Raw genomic sequence first — 19,785 nt, 5'->3', positions numbered from 1 at the left:
GGCCCCGCACCGGATCCGGTGCGGGGCCCCTCCTCGTGGCGTCGGCCTCGGGTCAGGCGCTCTTCTCCCGGCGCTCGCGCTTGATCATGTCGCGCGGCACCAGGGTGGGGATGGCGTGCTTGGAGACGACGTCCCCGGTGACCACCACGCGGGCGACGTCCTGGCGCGAGGGGACCTCGTACATCACGGACATCAGCACCTCCTCCATGATGGCCCGCAGCCCGCGCGCGCCGGTGCCCCGCAGGATCGCCTGGTCGGCGATCGCCTCCAGCGCGTCCCGGGAGAACTCCAGCTCCACGCCGTCCAGTTCGAACAGCTTGCGGTACTGCTTGACCAGCGCGTTGCGCGGCTCGGTGAGGATCTGGAGCAGCGCCTCGCGGTCCAGGTTGTGCACGCTGGTGATCACCGGCAGACGGCCGATGAACTCGGGGATCATGCCGAACTTCACCAGGTCCTCGGGCATCACCTGGCGGAAGTGGTCGCTGGCGTCCGACTCCCGCTTGGAGCGGATGTTGGCGCCGAAGCCGATGCCCTTGGCACCCGCGCGGCCCTCGATGATCCGCTCCAGGCCGGCGAACGCGCCGCCGACGATGAACAGCACGTTCGTGGTGTCGATCTGGATGAACTCCTGGTGCGGGTGCTTGCGGCCCCCCTGCGGCGGCACCGACGCGGTGGTGCCCTCCAGGATCTTCAGCAGGGCCTGCTGCACGCCCTCGCCGGAGACGTCCCGGGTGATCGACGGGTTCTCGCTCTTGCGCGCGACCTTGTCGATCTCGTCGATGTAGATGATCCCGGTCTCGGCCTTCTTGACGTCGTAGTCGGCCGCCTGGATCAGCTTGAGCAGGATGTTCTCGACGTCCTCGCCGACGTAGCCGGCCTCGGTCAGCGCGGTGGCGTCCGCGATCGCGAACGGCACGTTCAGCATCCGGGCCAGGGTCTGCGCCAGCAGCGTCTTGCCGGAGCCGGTGGGGCCCAGCAGCAGGATGTTGGACTTGGCCAGCTCGATGGCGTCCTCGCGGCCGTTGCCCCCGCTGCGGCCCGCCTCACCCGCCTGGACCCGCTTGTAGTGGTTGTAGACGGCGACCGACAGCGCCTTCTTGGCGAGGTCCTGGCCGACCACGTACTGGTCCAGGAACTCGTAGATCTCGCGCGGCTTCGGGAGCTCCTCGAAGCGCACCTCGGAGGTCTCGGCGAGTTCCTCCTCGATGATCTCGTTGCACAGGTCGATGCACTCGTCGCAGATGTACACGCCTGGGCCGGCGATCAGCTTCTTCACCTGCTTCTGCGACTTGCCGCAGAACGAGCACTTGAGCAGGTCGCCACCGTCTCCGATGCGTGCCACGAGGTGCTTCCCCTTCGCCAGGGGCCCCGCAGGGGTTCCGGGGCCTGGTGCTGTGGACCGTCAACGCCGACGGCGCTCGGTCTCGCTATCCGACGGTACTCTGCCGGGCCCGTGATTCCGTCCTCTTCGCCAGGTCTGCCCTACGCCCTGGGCGAATTGATACCGAACAGATGCCGTCGCACGGGCCCGCCGATGGGCCGGGGCGGGGTGCGCACCCGTGTGCGCACCCCGCCCCGACGGGCCCCGCCGACCCGCTCGCGGGCCGGAGGGAGCCGACCTCAGGAGGTCAGCGAGGTCTTGCGGGTGGAGATGATCTGGTCGATCAGGCCGTACTCGGCGGCCTCCTCGGCGGTCAGGATCTTGTCGCGCTCGATGTCCTCGCGCACCTGCTCCGCCGTCCGGTTGGAGTGCTTGGACAGCATCTCCTCCAGCTGCTCGCGCATCCGGAAGATCTCCTTGGCCTGGATCTCCAGGTCGGACACCTGGCCGCGGCCGGTCTCGGTGTACGGCTGGTGGATCAGGATCCGGGCGTTCGGCAGCGCCATCCGCTTGCCGGGGGTGCCGGCCGCGAGCAGCACGGCCGCGGCGGAGGCCGCCTGGCCCATGCAGACCGTGGTGATGTCCGGCTTCACGTACTGCATGGTGTCGTAGATGGCCGTCAGGGCCGTGAACGAGCCGCCGGGCGAGTTGATGTACATCTGGATCTCGCGGTCCGGGTCCATCGACTCCAGGCACAGCAGCTGCGCCATGATGTCGTTCGCCGAGACGTCGTCGACCTGCGAGCCGAGGAAGATGATGCGCTCCTCGAACAGCTTGGCGTACGGGTCGTACTCGCGGATGCCCTGCGTGGTGCGCTCGACGAAGCGCGGGACGATGTAGCGGCCCTCGGCGCGCATGTCCTCGACGCGGGCCTGGGCGGCCGACAGGCTGGGGATGTTCATGGGGGTCCTTGTCCTCCGAGGCGTTGGGGCTGTGGTGTCGCGGGCCGGGCCGAGGCTCAGGCAGCGCCCGTGCCGCCGCCGCCGGGGACGTCCGCGGCGCTGTGCATGATCGCGTCGATGAGGCCGTACTCCAGGGCCTCCTCCGGGGTGAACCAGCGGTCGCGGTCGGAGTCGGCGGTGATCTGCTCGAAGGACTGGCCGCTGTGGTGCGCGATCAGCTCGGACATCCGCTTCTTGGTGCGGAGCAGCTGCTCGGCCTGGATCCGGATGTCGGTGGCGGAACCGCCGAGGCCCGCGGAGGGCTGGTGCATCAGGATCGTGGAGTTCGGCAGCGAGAAGCGCTTGCCCGGGGCGCCCGCGGTGAGCAGGAACTGGCCCATCGAGGCCGCCATGCCCATCGCGATGGTGACGACGTCGTTCTTGATGTACTGCATGGTGTCGTAGATCGCCATGCCGGCCGAGATCGAGCCGCCCGGGGAGTTGATGTAGAGGAAGATGTCCTTCTCCGGGTCCGCGGCCAGCAGCAGCAGCTGCGCGGTGATCTTGTTGGCGATGTCGTCGTCCACCGCCTGGCCGAGGAAGATGATCCGCTCGTTGAGCAACCGGTTGTAGACCTGGTCGCCAAGGCCGCCGAGCACGTCACCAGCGGCGGCGTGCGGTGCCATCGGGCCAGGCATCTGCATCTGCGGGAACGTCACTTAGCCACCTGCTCAGTCGATTTGGACGGTCGCTCCACGGCCGTCGCGGTGTCGCACAGCTTCCGGGTATCACGTCGTGATTGTTGCTGTCCAAGGACCCTAACGCGCAGGCCCGGCCGCAGAATCCCTCACGCAGAACTGTTCGCTGTGAGCGCAGGGTCGCGGCGGCCGCCGGGCCGGACGACAGCGGGCCCGGACACCGTACGGCGTCCGGGCCCGCTGCGGCCGGAAGGGGCTACCGGGGCGCTCAGGCCTCGGTCTTCTCCTCGGTGGCGGTCTCCTCGGCGGCGGCCTCGACGGTCTCGGCCGTCTCGTCCTCGTCGTCGAAGTTGACCTCGTTGCCCTCGGTGTCGACGACCTTGGCGGCCTCGACCACGGTGGCCAGCGCCTTGCCGCGGGCGACCTCGCCGACCAGCAGCGGAACCTGGCCGCCCTGGACGACCTGCTGCGCGAACTGGTCCGGGGTCAGGCCCGAGCCGGCGGCGCGGCGGATGAGGTGCTCGGTGAGCTCCTCCTGGTTAACACCCAGCTCCTCGTTGGCGACGATCTGGTCCAGGACGAACTGGGTCTTGATGCCCTTCTTCGCCTGCTCCTCGATCTCCGCGTCCCACTCCTCGCGGGTCTTGCCCTGGGTCTCCAGGTACGCGTCGATGGTGAGGCCCATCGGCTGGAGCTGGTGGTGCTCCACGTTGTGCTTGCGGGTCTCGACCTCGTCCTTGAGAAGCTTCTCGGGGTACTCGATCTCAACCAGCGCGAGCAGCGCGTCCAGGACCTTCTCCTGGGCCTGGGTGGCCTGGTCGTACTCCTTCATGCGCTCCAGGCGCTTGCGGGAGTCGGCGCGCAGGTCCTCCAGGGTGTCGAACTCGCTGGCCAGCTGGGCGAACTCGTCGTCCAGCTCGGGCAGCTCCTTCTCCTGGACGGCGGTGACGGTGACGGAGACCTCGGAGGTCTTGCCCGCCTGGGTGCCACCCTTGAGCTCGGTCTCGAAGGTCTTCTCCTCGCCGGCCGACAGGCCGATGACGGCCTCGTCGATGCCGTCGATCAGACGGCCCGAGCCGATCTCGTAGCTGACGCCGTTGGCGGTGCCGTCCTCCGGCACCTCGCCGTCGACCTTGGCCACCAGGTCGACGACCACGATGTCACCGGCGGCGGCGGCGCGCTCGACGTCCTTGACCGAGGAGAAGCGCTCGCGCAGCTGCTCCAGCGACTTCTCGATGTCCTCGTCGGAGACGGCGATCGGGTCGACGGTCACCTCGATGGAGGAGAACTCCGGCAGGGTGACCTCGGGACGAACGTCCACCTCGGCGGTGAACTTCAGGTCGCCGCCATCGGCGATCTTCTCGACACCCTCGATGTTGGTGATGTCGGGCTGTCCGAGGACCTCGATCTTGCCCTCGTCGACGGCCTGCGTGTAGAAGCGCGGCAGGGCGTCGTTGACGGCCTCCTCCAGCACGGCGCCACGGCCGAAGCGCTGGTCGATGACCCGGTTCGGGATCTTGCCCTTGCGGAAGCCCGGGACCGAGACCTGCTGGTTGATCTTCTTGTACGCCGCGTCGAGGCTGGGCTTGAGCTCCTCGAAGGGCACCTCGACGGTGAGTCGAACCCGGGTCGGGTTCAGAGTCTCGACGGCGCTCTTCACGGTTAGGTCTCCTAGGGGCTTGCGGTCAGGTTGTCTCCGCCCGTCCCCGTCGTCCGGACGGAGCCGGAAGGGGGGTCGGACGAGACGGGCGATGGGCGGTTGGAGCTGCATCTCCCGTGGGGTGGACGGTGAGCTTGACTCCTCGCCCTCGTGCGGTTGACCTGGGTTGACGCCACAGGGACTACCGCCAGCGCCCCATCCTACCGGTACCACCAAAGGCGGACGCCAGGCGCCACCGTACCGCCGTCCGGGAGCGCCGAGACAGAACAGGGCCCCGCCCCTACGGACGAGACCCTGCCGCACTGTCGGGGTGACCGGATTCGAACCGACGGCCTTCCGCTCCCAAAGCGGACGCGCTACCAAACTGCGCCACACCCCGTGGTGCCGAGAGGAAGCGTACACGCCGGGCCTGGGCGGCTCGCCGACACAATCCGCCCGGGCGCGACGCGGGATATACCGCGCGGGCGCGCAGGGGGTGTGCGCGATCCGGTGTGCACGCGGGCGGCCGGACCAGGTAGGCTGTCCCCCGAACTTCCGGCCGGTGACGGCTGGGAAGGTCGTGCGGGCGTAGCTCAATGGTAGAGCCCTAGTCTTCCAAACTAGTCACGCGAGTTCGATTCTCGTCGCCCGCTCTCCGGTCCGGCCCCGGTGTGCCCAGCACACCGGGGCCGTCGACGTTTTCCCATCCGGAAGCCCCCGGGAGCATCGCGGGGCCTTCCCGGAGGCGTCTCGGGGCCTCAGAGCCCGAGCCGGGCGGCCCGGGCGGCGGCCCGGTCCAGCAGCTGGTGGACGTCGCCCTCCCGGGTGGTCGGGCGGTCGTTGTACTCGTCCGGGGAGCGCGCCGGGCGGCCGGTGGCGTGCAGCACCTCCATCAGCTGGACCCGGGCGGTGCGCACGGTGGCCGGGGTGCCGTAGCCGTGCGCCAGGACGGCGGCCTGCGCGCCGAGCAGGCAGACCCGGCCGGCCTCGTCCCACATCGCGCCCTGGAGCCAGCCGTGCGCCCCGATGTAGCGGGAGGCGAGCCTGAGGTGGTCGGCCGCCGCGACCGGGACGGGCCGGGCGGGCCGGCCCAGCGCCCGGTCGAGCAGGGTGGCCCGGGGCTCGGGGTGGCCGGCCTGCCAGGGCCGCATGGTGCTGCCGTACGGGCAGACGTACGGCACCGGGGTGCGCGCGGGGGCGGGCAGCGAGGCGAGGTAGGCCTCGATCTCGGCGACCAGTCCGGAGTCCGCGGGGCCGAACGGCGGCGGAGCGGGGGCGAGGAGGACGGGCGGGGGCGGGGCGGCGCTGCGGGGCATGCGGGTCCTCCGGGCGGACGGCCTTCAGGTTCCGCTGCCCAAAGTGGGGCATGCCGGACATTTCCGCGACCGGAGGGCCGCGGGGTCCGCACGGTTTCCCGGTGGGCTGCCAGGCCGATAGCCTCGGCGGCGTTCGAGCGGAGTTCGAGCGCGACCTCATCCGCGCGCTCCCGAGGTGGAGGAGTCCCGGTGGGTCCTCAGGAGCGGCTGGCCGTCATACAGCGCTGTGTGGTCCGCGAGATGGCGCGGCTGGGCCAGGTGTTCCGCCCGGACGGCGAGGTGGTCCGCGGCCCCGGCACCACGGCGGTGGCGGTCCGCGAGCACCCCGGGGACGACGGCGCCGGGCACGTGGACCTCGGCTTCGTGCTGCACCTGGGCCGGGCGGACGCCCCGGTGGTGTGGGACTGCGCGGCCGGCCTCGGCAAGACCGAGGAGGAGAAGCTCGCCAACGCGGTGAAGATGTGGGCGACCACCACCGCCCCGGTGCTGGTCGAGTTCGCGGAGGGCCGCGGGGTGCACGCCGACCGCCCGGCCCTGCCCGAACTCCCGGGCTGGCGGGCGGTGCAGGGGCCGGCCGCGGTGTTCGGCTTCGGCAACGAGCACCTGGCGGGCTGGCTGGCCGAGCACCGGGTGCTGCCGGCGCTCGCGCCCGCGCTGCGCGCGGAGTTGACCGGGACCGGGCCGGTGGGCGTCAAGCTCTTCCTGGGCGGCAAGGCGGGGGACGACGTCGCCGAGGTCCGGGTGGGCGGCGAGGTGTCGGAGGCGGCCTCGGCGGCGCTGCGCGCGCTGGACTGGCCGCGGGGTGAACGACTGTGCTGGGCCCGGCTGTTCGTCCTGCTGACGGCCGAACCCCCGGCGTCGGGGCAGCACACGTCGGCGGGTGCCGTGGCACCCGCACCGATGCGTCTCCCGGCCCCGGCGGCCGCGCGCCCCCGGGGACTTTTCGCTCGCTGGCGGGAAGCCAGACGGGCCGGCCGGTAGCCCCGCGGCGGGGGTGCGGACGGCCCGGCCGGATCAGCCTCCGGTGATGCCGGAGATGCTGTGCGCGAGGTTGGCCAGCAGGGAGTTGATGGAGGTCGCGACCGTGGTCTCGTGCAGCATGAAGCCGAACAGGGCGGCGACGATCGCGTGCGGGATCTTCATCTGCTTGTTGCGGATGAAGATGATGCACAGGATCGCGAACAGGACCAGTGCGGAGACGGAGAGTGCCACCCGGACTCACTTCCTCGTTTTCATAGCGTGGTGCCGCCGCCCGGCGGCACCTGCGAAAGCCGGACCCCGGCCTGTCCGACGGTCCCGAGGCGGAATCGCGGACCGTCCGGCACACCGCCGGTGAGGGAGCCCGCGGTCGACCGCTGTCTGTCGTGCCGCACGTGACGCCCCCTATCCCCCGAATCCTGAACAGTCCCGCCCGGACTCAGTGTGGTCGACCGTGCCGATTGCGTAAAGGTCTGAAAGTCAGCCCAACGCCGATATCCTGCGATGCGAGACGAGTTTCCGCCGACCGGGACGATAGCGGAGCCGTCCTGACGAATCGTCGGCGGGGCCGTGCTGAGCGGCCGGGAAACCGTCGGGGGCGGGTAACGGAAGCCAGTGGTCCGGTCAGTCGACGGGGCGTCCGATTTGGCTGAAGATCAGCTGCCAGGCTTGACAGCCGCGGCTGCCTCCGGCATGTGCCCCGGCGACGGGGGCCGGGCGGGCGTCGGCGGGCGTCAGTCGCGCCAGAGCAGCAGCACGGCGCGGTCGTCGTTGATGTCCCGGGCGACCGTCTCGATCAGCGCGCCCGCGGCGCCCGCGCCCGTGCCGGGTCCGCCGCCGGGCACCAGCCGGTCCGCCTCCCCCATCAACCGGTCCATGCCCTCCCCGAGGTCCCGGCCCGGCGCCTCGACCATGCCGTCGGTGCACAGCATCAGCACGTCGCCCCGGTTCAGCCGGCCGCGCACGCCCTCGAACTTGGCGCCGTCGTAGATCCCCAGCAGCGGGCCCTCGGCCTGCTTGACCTCCCAGCGCCCCTCCCCCGCCAGCCGCTGCATGCCCGGCAGGTGCCCGGCCGAGAGCAGCTCGTACTCGCCGGTGTCCAGGTCCAGCACCAGGTGGACGGCGGTGGCGAAGCCCTCCTCCCAGGACTGGCGCAGCAGGTAGCCGTTGGCGGCGGGCAGGAAGTCGTGCGCGGGCAGCGAGCCGACCAGGCCGCCGAAGGCGCCGGAGAGCAGCAGGGCGCGGGAGCCGGCGTCCATGCCCTTGCCGGAGACGTCCGCGAGGACCACCTCCAGCAGCCGCTGGCCGGGGCCGGTGCGCGCGGCGACCACGAAGTCGCCCGAGAAGGACTGGCCGCCGGCCGGGCGCAGCGCCATGTCCGCGTGCCAGCCGTCCGGCAGCTCGGGCACCCGGCTCTGCACCCGCAGCCGCTCGCGCAGGTCGAACAGCATGGTGGAGCCGCCCCACCAGGGCACGCCGACCCGGGCCCGGAACTGGGCGAGCAGCAGGCCGCCCACGCCGGCGGCGCCGACCACCAGGGCCGCGCCCGGGGTCACCCCGTAGAGGTACGCCTCGGGGTTGTTGCTGGCGACCCGCTGGCCGGTGTGGATCACGGACTCGGAGGAGAGGCCGAGGGCGGCCAGCGCGTAGAGCACCACCAGGCTGCCGGGGCGCAGCAGCAGGGCGCCGGCCAGGATCGGCAGGACCAGGGAGGTGGGCGGGGCCCAGCCGGGGATCCAGATGTTGAGCATGATCAGCAGCGGGACGAGCAGGGCGAGCGCGCAGAGCACCGGCCAGTCGGCGGCGCCGCCGCGGAAGTAGTCCACCCCGGCCGTGCGCAGCCTTCGGCGGACCCGGCGGAGCCTCTTGCGCAACCGGGCCGTCACGGACTCGGACGCCGGGGCGGCGCCGGGCCTCGTCGCAGTCGTCTGGGGCGGTGTGCCCGGCGCTCTGCCAGCCATGGGGTCCGACCCTATCCACGGGCACCGCCCGGCGTCGACGGGACGGGGGCGGGCGGTGGCGCCGGAGCGCGGGGCGTCCACCGGGTTTCGGCCGATCGGAACGGTTGCGGGCGTGCCGTCAGGAGGCCTGCGCGGGTTGGGCGTACGAACGCCCCACCTCCAGGGTTGGCAGTCTGAAAATCATCCAGCCCCCGGAGCGGCCACCCCCGGAGCCACCCCCGGCCCCCACCCTCCCGAAAGCCCACCCCCACAGAAGACCCCCGCAGGGCCCCCTCACCCATCCGTCCGCACGATCAGCAGCAACAACGCGTCGTCCCGCAACTCCCCACCCGTATGCGCCAGCAGGTCCGCGTACACCCGCCCGACCGCCGTCTCCAGCTCCCCCTCCGAGCGCGCGGCCCCCCGCACCAGCGGCCCGACCCGCTCCGCCAGCGGGTAGAACTCCCCGCTCGTCCGGTGCCGCGCCTCGATCACCCCGTCCGTGCAGAGCACCAGCACGTCCTCCGCCCCGAACGGCTGGGCCCAGGTGGTCGGCTCCCCCGCCGCCAGCCGGCCGAGCCCCAGCGGCACCCACGGGTCGGGCGCGTCCAGCACGTGCGCCCGCCCTTCGTAGTCCACCCGGATCGGCGGCACGTGCCCGTACTGCAGCAGCTCCATCGCCCCGGGCGTTCGGAACTCCGCGAACAGCGCCGTGGTGAACTCCCCGTCCGGCACATGCCGTTCGACGCTGGCCTCGATCCGCGCCGCGACGCCCCGCAGCCCGGCCTCGTCGTACGCCGCCTCGCGGAAGGCGCCCAGCACCACGGCCGCGGTCTGCACGGCGGCCAGTCCCTTGCCCCGGACGTCCCCGACCGCGACCCGGGTGCCGTGCGGCGTCTCCAGTACGGAGTACAGGTCCCCGCCGATCCGTGAGGCGTCCGCCGCCGAGACGTACCGCACCGCGAGCCGCAGCGGCCCGACGGTCGACCCGGGCAGCTGCAGCAGCGCCCGCTGGGCGGCCTCGGCGACGGAGCTGACGGCCGCGAAGGCCGCCGCGCGCCGCATCCGGATCTTGGCGACCCAGGCCGAGAACAGCGTCAGGACGACGTAGCTGACCATCGCCCCGTACAGGAAGCGGGCGTCGTTGATGTTGTCGACCTCGTCGTGGTGGCTGAGCCCGAACACCGTGAGCAGCCCGAGCGAGCAGACCAGCAGCAGTTCGCGGGGCTTCAGGGTCAGTGCCGCGACGGTCGGCACCACGGTCATCAGCGGGGCCAGGTAGCGGTCCTTGCCGGAGAGGAAGTCCGCGAGCCCGACGAGCAGGACGGCGATCAGCGCCGGGGTGGCGCGCCGCCAGAAGGGCACGTCCTGGAGGTCGGCGGCGAGCAGGGCGCCGCGCTGCCGGTCCGGCGGCAGTCCGGCTGCCGTGGGAGCCGAGGGAGACTGGGCGCGGCGGAGCGGAAACACATACCGAACATAAGGGACGATCACCGCGGAAGCCCGACCGGCCCTGGCCCCCGGCGTTCCCGGGCGATCCGGGCGCCCCACCCCCACCACTCCCGGAATACCCTGGAGGGGTATGGTGTTGTCACAAGAGTCGTTGCCAGCGCCGCGCCCCGGGCGAACACCCGGGCCGCCCGGACCTCCCGGAGGCCCCCGATGTCCAGCACCATCACCTACACCGTGTCCGGCATGAGCTGCGGCCACTGCGAGAAGGCGATCAGCGAGGAGGTCTCCGCCCTGGCCGGGGTCACCGGGGTCGCCGCCGACGCCACGGCCGGGACCGTGACGATCTCCTCCGCCGCCCCGTTGGACGACGAGCAGGTGCGCGCCGCGATCGACGAGGCCGGCTACGAGCTGGTCGGCCGCAGCGCCTGAACCACCCGGCACGGCGGGGCCGCCGCGGCGCCCCGCCGGCCACCCGCACCGAGGAGCTGATCCGCATGAGCACGTCCGCCCCGGACCTCGGGGCCCGGGACCGGGTCGAGCTGTCGATCGGCGGGATGACCTGCGCCTCCTGCGCGGCCCGGATCGAGAAGAAGCTCAACCGGATGGACGGCGTCGAGGCCACCGTCAACTTCGCCACCGAGAAGGCCCGGGTCGACTTCGGCCCCGGCACCACGGTCGAGGACCTGATCGCCACCGTCGAGCGCACCGGCTACATCGCCGAGCTCCCCCCGCCCCCGGCCGCCCCCGAGCCCGCCGACCCCCTGCGCGACCGGCTGCTGACCAGCGCCGTCCTCGCCGTTCCGGTGGTGCTGCTGTCGATGGTCCCGGCCCTCCAGTTCACCGACTGGCAGTGGCTGGCCTTCGCGCTCACCGGCCCGGTCGTGGTCTACGGCGGCCTGCCCTTCCACCGCGCCGCCTGGACCAACCTCCGGCACGGCGCCGCGACCATGGACACCCTGGTCTCGCTCGGCACCCTGGCCGCCTTCGGCTGGTCCTGCTGGGCGCTGTTCGGCGGCCACGCCGGGCGGCCCGGGACGCACCACGACTTCTCGCTCTCGGTCGGCGACACCGACGCCTCGGCCACGCTCTACCTGGAGACCGCCGCCGCCGTCACCGTGCTGATCCTGCTCGGCCGCTACCTGGAGGCCCGCTCCAAGCGCCGGGCCGGCGCCGCGCTGCACGCCCTGCTCGACCTCGGCGCCAAGGACGTCGCGGTCCTGGAGGGGGAACGCGAGGTACGGCTGCCGGTGGACCGGCTGACGGTCGGCACCCGCTTCGTGGTCCGCCCCGGCGAGAAGATCGCCACCGACGGCACGGTGGTCGAGGGTGCCTCGGCGGTGGACGCCTCGATGCTGACCGGCGAGTCCGTCCCGGTCGAGGTCACCGTCGGCGACGCCGTCACCGGCGCCACCGTCAACGCGGGTGGCCGGCTGGTGGTCGAGGCCACCCGGGTCGGCGCGGACACCCGGCTGGCCCGGATGGCCCGGCTGGTCGAGGAGGCCCAGAACGGCAAGGCCGCCGCCCAGCGGCTGGCCGACCGGATCTCCGCGGTCTTCGTCCCGGCCGTCATCCTGATCGCCCTGGCCACCCTGGTGGTCTGGCTGCTGGCCACCGACAGCTCCACCGAGGCCTTCACCGCGGCCGTCGCCGTGCTGATCATCGCCTGCCCGTGCGCCCTGGGCCTGGCCACCCCGACCGCGCTCATGGTCGGCACCGGCCGCGGCGCCCAGCTGGGCATCCTGATCAAGGGCCCCGAGGTGCTGGAGACCACCCGCACGGTGGACACCGTCGTCCTGGACAAGACCGGCACCGTCACCACCGGCCGGATGGCCCTGGTCGCCGTGCACACCGCCGAGGGCGTGGACCGGGCCGAGGCGCTGCGCCTGGCGGGCGCCGTCGAGCACGCCTCCGAGCACCCGGTCGCCCGGGCGGTCGCCGAGGCCGCCGCCGAGGCCGGCGCCCTGCCCGCCGTCGCGGACTTCCGCAGCGTGCCCGGGCGGGGCGTGGAGGGGGTCGTGGCGGGGCGCGCGGTGGTCGCCGGGCGCGAGGCCCTGCTGGCCGACCGCGCGCAGCACCTGCCGCCCTCCCTGGCCCGCGCCAAGGCCGCCGCCGAGGCGGCCGGCCGCACCGCGATCGCGGTCGGCTGGGACGGCGAGGCCCGGGCCGTGCTGGAGGTCGCCGACGCGGTCAGGCCGACCAGCGCCGAGGCCGTCGGCAGGCTGCGCGCCCTGGGCCTGACCCCGGTGCTGCTCACCGGCGACAACCGGGCGGTGGCCGAGGCCGTCGCCGCCGAGGTCGGCATCGCACCGGAGCACGTGCTCGCCGAGGTGCTCCCCGAGGAGAAGGTCGCCACCGTCAAGCGGCTGCAGGCCGAGGGCAAGGTCGTCGCGATGGTCGGCGACGGCGTCAACGACGCGGCCGCGCTCGCCCAGGCCGACCTGGGCCTGGCGATGGGCACCGGTACGGACGCCGCGATCGAGGCCGGCGACCTCACCCTGGTCCGCGGCGACCTCCGCTCGGCGGCCGACGCGATCCGGCTCTCCCGCCGCACCCTGGCCACCATCAAGGGCAACCTGTTCTGGGCCTTCGGCTACAACGTGGCGGCGATCCCGCTGGCCGCCGCCGGCCTGCTCAACCCGATGGTCGCGGGGGCCGCGATGGCCTTCTCCTCGGTCTTCGTGGTCACCAACAGCCTGCGGCTGCGCCGCTTCCGGCCCGCCTGAGCCGGCCGACGCGAAGGCCCCGGACCGGTGTCGGTCCGGGGCCTCGACGCGTACGGGGTGCCCCGGGGCGTTCGGGGCGTTCGGGGCCGGGGCTCAACGCCCCAGCAGCTCGCCGCCGTTGCAGTGCAGGATCTCGCCGGTGATGAACCCGGCCTCGGGCGAGGCCAGGAAGTACACCGCCGCCGCCACCTCGCCGGTCTCGCCGATCCGCCCGAGCAGGGTGCGGGCGGCCCGGCGGGCGACCTCGGCCTCGTCCAGCCGCGGCCCGAAGAACTCGGTGCCCGCGACGGTGCCCGGCGCGACGATGTTGGCGGTGATGCCCGAGGTGCCCAACTGGGCGGCCAGGAAGTGGTTCCAGGCGTGCAGCGAGGCCTTCGCCGCGCCGAACGAGCCAGCCCCGCGCAGGGCGGCGATGGAGCTGATGGTGACCACCCGGCCGGAGCCCGGGGTGAGCCGGTCGCGGACCGACTCGGTGAGCAGCACCACGGTCAGCACGTTGCGCTCGAAGTCGCCGCGCCAGCGCGCCAGCAGGGCGTGCGGCCCGCCGCCGACCACGGTCTCGCGGCTGCCGGCGTTGTTGACCAGGACGTCGATCCGCTCGGGCAGGTCGGCGAGCGCGGCCTCGACGGCGTCCGGGTCGGCGAGGTCGCACACCAGCGGGGTGACGTTCGGCCCGAGTCCGGCCGCGGCCTTCTCCAGGACCTCCCGGCGGCGGCCCACGATCACCACGTGGTCGCCGGCCTCGACGAACCGCCGCGCGACCTCGTACCCGATTCCCGTGCCACCGCCGGTGACGACGACGTTCCTGGCCATCTGCGCACTCCCTCCCCAGTTCCGCCGTCGCGCGGCGAATGTGCGCGACGGTCCGTACCGGAATGCCACGATTCCTATCACGCTCGGTTGCCGTGACTGCGGGGAGGGTGACGTCCGGCGCGAGCGAAGGTGTGATATGAGCGTGGTACGACGCGCACACGGAGCGTGGCGAGAGGCAGCTCACACCCCCCGGGCGTAACTTCTCGCACCCTGATACGTCTTAGGTTGGTAGTGCGGCAGTTTTTCCGGTGGGCGGGGACACGCTGAACGGCAACGTGTCCCCGCGCTTCCAGCGGGCTGTCGCCGACGGGGCTCCGGCGGGCCCCGGGACGGTCGTCGACCCTGACGGCCTTCGCGCACGACGCCGGGGTTCTGGCGGGCCTGGGACGCTTTGAGCGGCCGTCCCCGGCTGCGGCCGACCCCGGAGTCGTGCGCCGTACGGTTCCGTCCCCGCGCGGGCCCTCGGGCGCGCCACCGGGACGCGAAGGGGCCCGGCCGCTCTCGCGGTCGGGCCCCTCTCAGCTTCCGTGCGGGCCGGTGGTCGGCGCCGCTGCGGTCAGCGGGCGTCCAGCGGGACGTAGTCGCGGATCGCGGTGCCGGTGTAGATCTGGCGCGGACGGCCGATCCGGCTGGTCGGGTCGTTGATCATCTCGTGCCAGTGGGCGATCCAGCCCGGCAGCCGGCCGAGGGCGAACAGCACGGTGAACATGCTGGTCGGGAAGCCCATGGCGCGGTAGATCAGGCCGGTGTAGAAGTCCACGTTCGGGTACAGCTTGCGCGAGATGAAGAAGTCGTCCTTGAGGGCGTGCTCCTCCAGCTTGAGCGCGATGTCCAGCAGCTCGTCGCTCTTGCCGAGCTGGCCGAGGACCTCGTGCGCGAGCAGCTTGACCTGGGCGGCACGCGGGTCGAACGCCTTGTAGACCCGGTGGCCGAAGCCCATCAGCTTGACGCCGGCTTCCTTGTTCTTCACCTTCGTGATGAAGGCGTCGACGTCGCCGCCGTCCTTCTGGATGCTCTCCAGCATCTCCAGCACGGCCTGGTTGGCGCCGCCGTGCAGCGGGCCCCACAGGGCCGAGATGCCGGCCGAGATCGAGGCGAACAGGTTGGCGTGGCTGGAGCCGACCAGGCGCACGGTGGAGGTCGAGCAGTTCTGCTCGTGGTCCGCGTGCAGGATGAGCAGCTTGTCCAGCGCGTTGACGACGACCGGGTTGAGCTCGTAGTCCTCGGCGGGGACGGCGAAGGTCATCCGCAGGAAGTTCTCGACGTAGCTCAGGTCGTTGCGCGGGTAGACGAAGGGCTGGCCCATCGCCTTCTTGTACGCGTACGCGGCGATCGTCGGCAGCTTGGCGAGCAGGCGGACCGTCGACAGGTGGCGCTGGGCCGCGTCGAACGGGTTGTGGCTCTCCGGGTAGAACGTGGACAGCGCGCCGACGACCGAGGACAGCATGGCCATCGGGTGGGCGTCCCGCGGGAAGCCCTGGAAGAAGCGCTTGACGTCCTCGTGCAGCAGGGTGTGCTGGGTGATCTCGCGGTTGAACTCGGCCAGCTGGTCCGCGTTGGGCAGCTCGCCGTTGATCAGGAGGTACGCGGTCTCGATGAACCCGCCATCGGAGGCGAGCTGCTCGATCGGGTAGCCGCGGTACCGCAGGATGCCGTTGTCGCCGTCCACGAAGGTGATCGCGGACTTGTACGCGGCGGTGTTACCGAAGCCGTTGTCCAGGGTGACCAGGCCGGTCTGCGGGAGCAGCTTCGAGATGTCGAAGCCGGCGTTGCCCGCAGTGCTCTCGACGACGGGGTACTCGTACTCGCCGTCCTGGTACCGCAGTACTACCGAGTTGTCGCTCACGTCTTCCTCACCGACGAAATGAATCCTCTTCCAAGGTGCCCTGACTGTCTCTACCATCCCCCATCCGGAGGACAGTCGCGCACCCGGGGTGGCCCGAAAGGGCCCGCCCCTACAAAACCTGCTGCCGCAGCCGGTACGAACCGGACAAGATCGGCACCACCCTAGGCTCTGCCGTAAATCTCTTCACGTCAAGAGAACATTAGAGGCAACCATCCCGTTGGATAATCATCCAGCTGCGAGCCGATGGTCGAGTCCGGTATGCCTCCGACCTGCACTGACGGCCCGGACGGCCTGTCCGATCGCCTTGCGTGACCCCACCAGCACCACGAGTTTCCGTGCCCTGGTCACAGCGGTGTAGAGCAGGTTCCGCTGGAGCATCGTCCAAGCGGACATGGTGACCGGAATCACCACGACCGGGTACTCGCTCCCCTGCGAGCGGTGGATCGTCACCGCGTACGCGTGGGCCAGCTCGTCCAGTTCGTCGAAGTCGTACGCCACCTCCTCGTCCTCGTCGGTGAGCACCGTCAGCCGCTGGTCGTCCACGCTCAGCGCAGTCACCACTCCCACTGTGCCGTTGAAGACGCCGTTCCGCCCCTTGTCGTAGTTGTTGCGGATCTGGGTGACCTTGTCCCCCACCCGGAACGTCCGGCCGCCGAACCGGCGTTCGGCCAGCCCCTCCCGGGCCGGCGTCACCGCCGCCTGGAGCAGGGTGTTCAGGTTCCCCGCGCCGGCCGGGCCGCGGTGCATCGGCGCCAGCACCTGCACGTCCCGGCGCGGGTCGAAGCCGAACTTCTGCGGGATCCGGCGCGCCACCACGTCCACCGTGAGCCCGGCCGCCCGCTCCGCGTCGTCCTCGGCGAACAGGAAGAAGTCCGCCAGGCCGTCCGTCAGCGGCGGCCTGCCCTCGTTGATCCGGTGCGCGTTGGTCACCACGCCGGACTGCTGCGCCTGCCGGAAGATCCTGGTCAGCCGCACCGACGGGATCGGCCCGCCCTCCGCCAGCAGGTCCCGCAGCACCTCCCCGGCACCCACCGAGGGCAGCTGGTCCACGTCCCCCACGAACAGCAGGTGCGCGCCCGGCGGCACCGCCTTGACCAGCTTGTTCGCCAGGATCAGGTCCAGCATCGAGGCCTCGTCGACCACCACCAGGTCCGCGTCCAGCGGCCGGTCCCGGTCGTACGCGGCGTCCCCGCCCGGCTTCAGCTCCAGCAGCCGGTGCACCGTCGAGGCCTCCACCCCGGTCAGCTCCGCCAGCCGCTTCGCCGCCCGGCCGGTCGGCGCCGCCAGCACCACCTTGGCCCGCTTCGCCAGCGCCAGCGTCACGATCGACTTCACCGTGAACGACTTGCCGCAGCCCGGACCGCCCGTCAGCACCGCGACCTTCTCGGTCAGCGCCAGCCGGACCGACTCCTCCTGCTCCGGCGCCAGTTCGGCCCCGGTCCGCTTCGCCAGCCAGTCCAGGGCCACCGGCCAGTCCACGTTCCCGAACCACGGCATCCGGTCCGCGTCCGAACGCAGCAGCCGCACCAGCTGGTTGGCCAGCGAGATCTCCGCCCGGTGGAACGGCACCAGGTACACCGCGGTGACCGGCTCGCCGCCCTCCCCCGGGACCGCCTCGCGCACCACGCCCTCGGCCGCCACCAGCTCCGCCAGGCAGTCGATCACCAGCCCGACGTCCACCTGCAACAGCTTCACGCCGTCCGCGATCAGCCGCTCCTCCGGCAGGAAGCAGTGCCCCTGGTCGGTGCTCTGCGACAGCGCGTACTGCAGGCCGGCCTTCACCCGCTCCGGGCTGTCGTGCGGGATCCCCACCGCCTGGGCGATCCGGTCCGCCGTCAGGAAGCCGATGCCCCACACGTCCGAGGCCAGCCGGTACGGCTCGTTCCGCACCACCCCGATCGAACCGTCGCCGTACTGCTTGTAGATTCGCACAGCCAACGAGGTGGACACCCCGACCCCCTGCAGGAAGACCATCACCTCCTTGATGGCCTTCTGCTCCTCCCAGGCCGCGGCGATCTTCTTGGTCCGCTTGGGCCCCAGCCCCGGCACCTCGATCAGCCGGCCCGGCTCGTTCTCGATCACCTCCAGGGTGTCCGCCCCGAAGCGCTCCACGATCCGCTCGGCGAACCGCGGCCCGATCCCCTTGATCAGCCCCGAGCCCAGGTACCGCTGTATCCCCTGGATCGTGGCGGGCAGCACCGTGGTGTAGTTCTCCACCGTGAACTGCCGCCCGTACTGCGGGTGCGAGCCCCACCGCCCGTGCAGCCGCAGCGACTCGCCGACCTGCGCCCCCAGCAGCGCGCCCACCACCGTCAGCAGGTCGTTCGCGCCCCGGCCGGTGTCCACCCGGGCCACCGTGTAGCCGGTCTCCTCGTTGGCGTAGGTGATCCGCTCCAGCACGCCCTCGACCTGCGCGAGCTGGCGCGGCACCTGCTGCCCGGACTGCGCCGCCTGCTTGCTCACCGGACCCCCTTCGACCGGTACGGGTGGACGATTCCGCTACGCACCGTACCGCCCCGCCCCGACACCCCGCCCCCGCCGGTGCGGCGGCGGCTGCCGTGCACCGCCCCGGCCGAGGTGCCAGGCTGGGAGGGACCGAGGGGGACCGCCGTCGACCGCGCCCGCCCGGGCCCCGTCCGAGGAGCAGTGCCGCCATGCTCAACACCGACTTCCGCCCCGGTTCCCCGGACTGGCTCGACCTGAGCAGCCCCGACACCCGCGCGTCCGTCGACTTCTACACCGCGCTGTTCGGCTGGACCTTCGACTCGGCCGGCCCCGAGGCCGGCGGCTACGGCTTCTTCCAGCTCGACGGCCGGACCGTCGCCGCCCTGGGCCCGCTCGCCGAGGAGGGCACGCCGCCCGGCTGGACGCTCTACTTCGCCACCGAGGACGCCGACCGCACCACCGCGCTGGTCGAACAGGCCGGCGGCCGCGTCCGGTTCGCCCCCTTCGACGTCTTCACCGCGGGCCGGATGGCCGCCTACACCGACCCGACCGGCGCCGACTTCGCCGTCTGGCAGCCGCACGGCACCCGCGGCCTGGACGTCGTCACCGAGGAGGGCAGCCTCTGCTGGGCCGAGTGCTACAGCGTCGACGCCGAACTCGACAAGTCCTTCTACCGCTCCGTCTTCGACTGGCAGGAGCAGGACGTCCCGCTCGGCGAGGTGATGTACACCGTCCTCACCCCGGCCGGCGGCGGCAGCGACGACGCCCACGGCGGGATCATGCAGCTCGGCCCCGAACACACCGCGCGCGGCACCACTTCGCACTGGCTCCCCTACTTCGAGGTCCCCAACGCCGACGCCAGCCTCGCCATCGCCGACACCCTCGGCGCGACCGTACGGATCCCGGCCATGGACGTGCACGGCGTCGGCCGCCTGGCCCAGCTGGTCGACCCGCACGGCGCCGTCTTCGCCGTCATCACCAGTGCCAAGCCCGGGGACTGACGCCGAAAGGGTCCCACGGCCCTTCAGAAGGCCCGGGAAGGGGTGCTACGGGCGTAGACAAGGCGCGGTGCGCCAGACGGGGGCCTCTAGTCTCTGATCATGACTGAAACGGCTGTTCTGACGATCCGGCGGGCCACCGCCGACGACCTGCCGGCGATCGTGGCCATGCTCGCCGACGACCCGCTGGGCGCCACCCGTGAGAGCCCCGACGACCTCACCCCCTACCGCACCGCCTTCGCCCGCATCGACGGCGACCCGCACCAGCACCTGATCGTCGCCGACCGGGCCAGCCGCACCGTCGGCACCCTCCAACTCACCGTCGTCCCCGGCCTCTCCCGGGCCGGCGCCACCCGCACGATCATCGAGGGCGTCCGCATCCACGCCGACGAACGCGGCAGCGGCCTGGGCACCGAACTGATCCGGTGGGCCGTCGACCGCTCCCGCGAACTCGGCGCCGACCTCGTCCAACTGACCTCCGACGCGACGCGCACGGACGCACACCGCTTCTACGAACGGCTGGGATTCGTGGCCTCGCACGTCGGGTTCAAGCTCAAGCTCTGAGAACGCGCTCAAAAGCCCGGAAAACGCGAAGAACCCCCATCCGGGACCCGGATGGGGGTTCTTCTGAAGAATTGTTCGGCGGCGTCCTACTCTCCCACAGGGTCCCCCCTGCAG

General features: G+C 72.0%; 16 protein-coding genes and 2 tRNA genes. 6 read left to right on the top strand and 12 right to left on the bottom strand.

What is annotated here, in order from left to right; translation table 11 throughout:
• Positions 1–52: 52 nt before the first annotated feature.
• From clpX to ACFCY1_RS39965, 5 genes are all read right to left on the bottom strand, one after another.
• On the bottom strand, positions 53–1,342 hold the full coding sequence (gene clpX, locus ACFCY1_RS39985; RefSeq protein ID WP_045696864.1) for an ATP-dependent Clp protease ATP-binding subunit ClpX: 1,290 nt from the start codon (positions 1,340–1,342) through the stop codon (positions 53–55).
• 278 nt (positions 1,343–1,620) lie between these two features.
• On the bottom strand, positions 1,621–2,283 hold the full coding sequence (locus ACFCY1_RS39980; protein WP_049648953.1) for an ATP-dependent Clp protease proteolytic subunit: 663 nt from the start codon (positions 2,281–2,283) through the stop codon (positions 1,621–1,623).
• 56 nt (positions 2,284–2,339) lie between these two features.
• Positions 2,340–2,960, bottom strand: a complete 621-nt coding sequence (locus tag ACFCY1_RS39975) for an ATP-dependent Clp protease proteolytic subunit (protein WP_049648988.1) — start codon at positions 2,958–2,960, stop codon at positions 2,340–2,342.
• A gap of 268 nt (positions 2,961–3,228) precedes the next feature.
• Complete coding sequence (gene tig / locus ACFCY1_RS39970) at positions 3,229–4,620, bottom strand: trigger factor (RefSeq protein WP_074000685.1); 1,392 nt, start codon at positions 4,618–4,620, stop codon at positions 3,229–3,231.
• Between the two features lie 305 nt (positions 4,621–4,925).
• Positions 4,926–4,999: transfer RNA gene (locus tag ACFCY1_RS39965), tRNA-Pro, on the bottom strand.
• A 182-nt stretch (positions 5,000–5,181) separates the two neighbouring features.
• On the opposite strand from ACFCY1_RS39965, the gene ACFCY1_RS39960 reads away from it, so the two are divergent.
• Positions 5,182–5,252: transfer RNA gene (locus tag ACFCY1_RS39960), tRNA-Gly, on the top strand.
• A gap of 105 nt (positions 5,253–5,357) precedes the next feature.
• Here the strand turns inward: ACFCY1_RS39960 and ACFCY1_RS39955 are convergent.
• On the bottom strand, positions 5,358–5,915 hold the full coding sequence (locus tag ACFCY1_RS39955) for a hypothetical protein (protein WP_375877694.1): 558 nt from the start codon (positions 5,913–5,915) through the stop codon (positions 5,358–5,360).
• Between the two features lie 189 nt (positions 5,916–6,104).
• On the opposite strand from ACFCY1_RS39955, the gene ACFCY1_RS39950 reads away from it, so the two are divergent.
• Positions 6,105–6,896, top strand: a complete 792-nt coding sequence (locus ACFCY1_RS39950) for a DUF6348 family protein (RefSeq protein WP_375877693.1) — start codon at positions 6,105–6,107, stop codon at positions 6,894–6,896.
• Positions 6,897–6,929: 33 nt separating this feature from the next.
• Here ACFCY1_RS39950 and ACFCY1_RS39945 read toward each other — a convergent pair whose 3' ends face one another.
• The 3 genes from ACFCY1_RS39945 to ACFCY1_RS39935 form a co-directional block, all read right to left on the bottom strand.
• Positions 6,930–7,127, bottom strand: coding sequence for a hypothetical protein (locus ACFCY1_RS39945; RefSeq protein WP_049648957.1), 198 nt, complete (start codon positions 7,125–7,127; stop codon positions 6,930–6,932).
• 500 nt (positions 7,128–7,627) lie between these two features.
• Positions 7,628–8,854: a PP2C family protein-serine/threonine phosphatase gene (locus ACFCY1_RS39940; protein WP_079271718.1), complete on the bottom strand. Its 1,227-nt coding sequence runs from the start codon at positions 8,852–8,854 to the stop codon at positions 7,628–7,630.
• Positions 8,855–9,127: 273 nt separating this feature from the next.
• On the bottom strand, positions 9,128–10,300 hold the full coding sequence (locus ACFCY1_RS39935) for a PP2C family protein-serine/threonine phosphatase (RefSeq protein WP_375877692.1): 1,173 nt from the start codon (positions 10,298–10,300) through the stop codon (positions 9,128–9,130).
• Positions 10,301–10,492: 192 nt separating this feature from the next.
• Between ACFCY1_RS39935 and ACFCY1_RS39930 the strand changes: the two genes are divergently transcribed.
• The gene (locus ACFCY1_RS39930; RefSeq protein WP_049651134.1) at positions 10,493–10,711 is read left to right on the top strand and encodes a heavy-metal-associated domain-containing protein; all 219 of its coding nucleotides are present in this window, start codon (positions 10,493–10,495) and stop codon (positions 10,709–10,711) included.
• A gap of 65 nt (positions 10,712–10,776) precedes the next feature.
• Positions 10,777–13,005, top strand: a complete 2,229-nt coding sequence (locus tag ACFCY1_RS39925) for a heavy metal translocating P-type ATPase (RefSeq protein ID WP_375877691.1) — start codon at positions 10,777–10,779, stop codon at positions 13,003–13,005.
• Positions 13,006–13,098: 93 nt separating this feature from the next.
• Here the strand turns inward: ACFCY1_RS39925 and ACFCY1_RS39920 are convergent, their stop codons facing one another.
• The 3 genes from ACFCY1_RS39920 to ACFCY1_RS39910 all read right to left on the bottom strand — a co-directional run bounded on the left by ACFCY1_RS39920 (position 13,099) and on the right by ACFCY1_RS39910 (position 18,127).
• Positions 13,099–13,818 carry an SDR family NAD(P)-dependent oxidoreductase gene (locus tag ACFCY1_RS39920; protein ID WP_049651142.1) on the bottom strand — a complete coding sequence of 240 codons (720 nt, stop codon included), beginning with the start codon at positions 13,816–13,818 and terminating at the stop codon, positions 13,099–13,101.
• A gap of 556 nt (positions 13,819–14,374) precedes the next feature.
• Entirely contained in the window at positions 14,375–15,664 is a 1,290-nt protein-coding gene (locus ACFCY1_RS39915) for a citrate synthase (protein ID WP_049651143.1), read from the bottom strand.
• A gap of 225 nt (positions 15,665–15,889) precedes the next feature.
• A complete protein-coding gene (locus ACFCY1_RS39910) occupies positions 15,890–18,127 on the bottom strand; it encodes an ATP-dependent RecD-like DNA helicase (RefSeq protein WP_049651144.1) in 2,238 nt (745 codons plus the stop codon).
• 191 nt (positions 18,128–18,318) lie between these two features.
• Here ACFCY1_RS39910 and ACFCY1_RS39905 point away from each other — a divergent pair, with 191 nt between their 5' ends.
• Both ACFCY1_RS39905 and ACFCY1_RS39900 read left to right on the top strand, forming a co-directional pair.
• Positions 18,319–19,110: a VOC family protein gene (locus ACFCY1_RS39905; protein ID WP_049651145.1), complete on the top strand. Its 792-nt coding sequence runs from the start codon at positions 18,319–18,321 to the stop codon at positions 19,108–19,110.
• A gap of 99 nt (positions 19,111–19,209) precedes the next feature.
• The gene (locus tag ACFCY1_RS39900; protein WP_375877690.1) at positions 19,210–19,671 is read left to right on the top strand and encodes a GNAT family N-acetyltransferase; all 462 of its coding nucleotides are present in this window, start codon (positions 19,210–19,212) and stop codon (positions 19,669–19,671) included.
• The last annotated feature ends 114 nt before the right edge of the window (positions 19,672–19,785 follow it).

The sequence above is a fragment of the Kitasatospora sp. NPDC056273 genome (assembly GCF_042268845.1).
Classification (GTDB): Bacteria; Actinomycetota; Actinomycetes; order Streptomycetales; family Streptomycetaceae; genus Kitasatospora.
Note: the sequence above shows the minus strand (reverse complement) of the source record. Positions and strands in the feature narration are given on the sequence as shown.

What these genes read in the sequence shown, in the direction of transcription:
- ACFCY1_RS39980 (WP_049648953.1), bottom strand. Translation starts at nt 2,283, where the DNA reads ATGAACATCCCCAGCCTGTCGGCCGCCCAGGCCCGCGTCGAGGACATG.
- ACFCY1_RS39975 (WP_049648988.1), bottom strand. Translation starts at nt 2,960, where the DNA reads ATGCCTGGCCCGATGGCACCGCACGCCGCCGCTGGTGACGTGCTCGGC.
- ACFCY1_RS39955 (WP_375877694.1), bottom strand. Translation starts at nt 5,915, where the DNA reads ATGCCCCGCAGCGCCGCCCCGCCCCCGCCCGTCCTCCTCGCCCCCGCT.
- ACFCY1_RS39940 (WP_079271718.1), bottom strand. Translation starts at nt 8,854, where the DNA reads ATGGCTGGCAGAGCGCCGGGCACACCGCCCCAGACGACTGCGACGAGG.
- ACFCY1_RS39930 (WP_049651134.1), top strand. Translation starts at nt 10,493, where the DNA reads ATGTCCAGCACCATCACCTACACCGTGTCCGGCATGAGCTGCGGCCAC.
- ACFCY1_RS39925 (WP_375877691.1), top strand. Translation starts at nt 10,777, where the DNA reads ATGAGCACGTCCGCCCCGGACCTCGGGGCCCGGGACCGGGTCGAGCTG.
- ACFCY1_RS39920 (WP_049651142.1), bottom strand. Translation starts at nt 13,818, where the DNA reads ATGGCCAGGAACGTCGTCGTCACCGGCGGTGGCACGGGAATCGGGTAC.
- ACFCY1_RS39905 (WP_049651145.1), top strand. Translation starts at nt 18,319, where the DNA reads ATGCTCAACACCGACTTCCGCCCCGGTTCCCCGGACTGGCTCGACCTG.
- ACFCY1_RS39900 (WP_375877690.1), top strand. Translation starts at nt 19,210, where the DNA reads ATGACTGAAACGGCTGTTCTGACGATCCGGCGGGCCACCGCCGACGAC.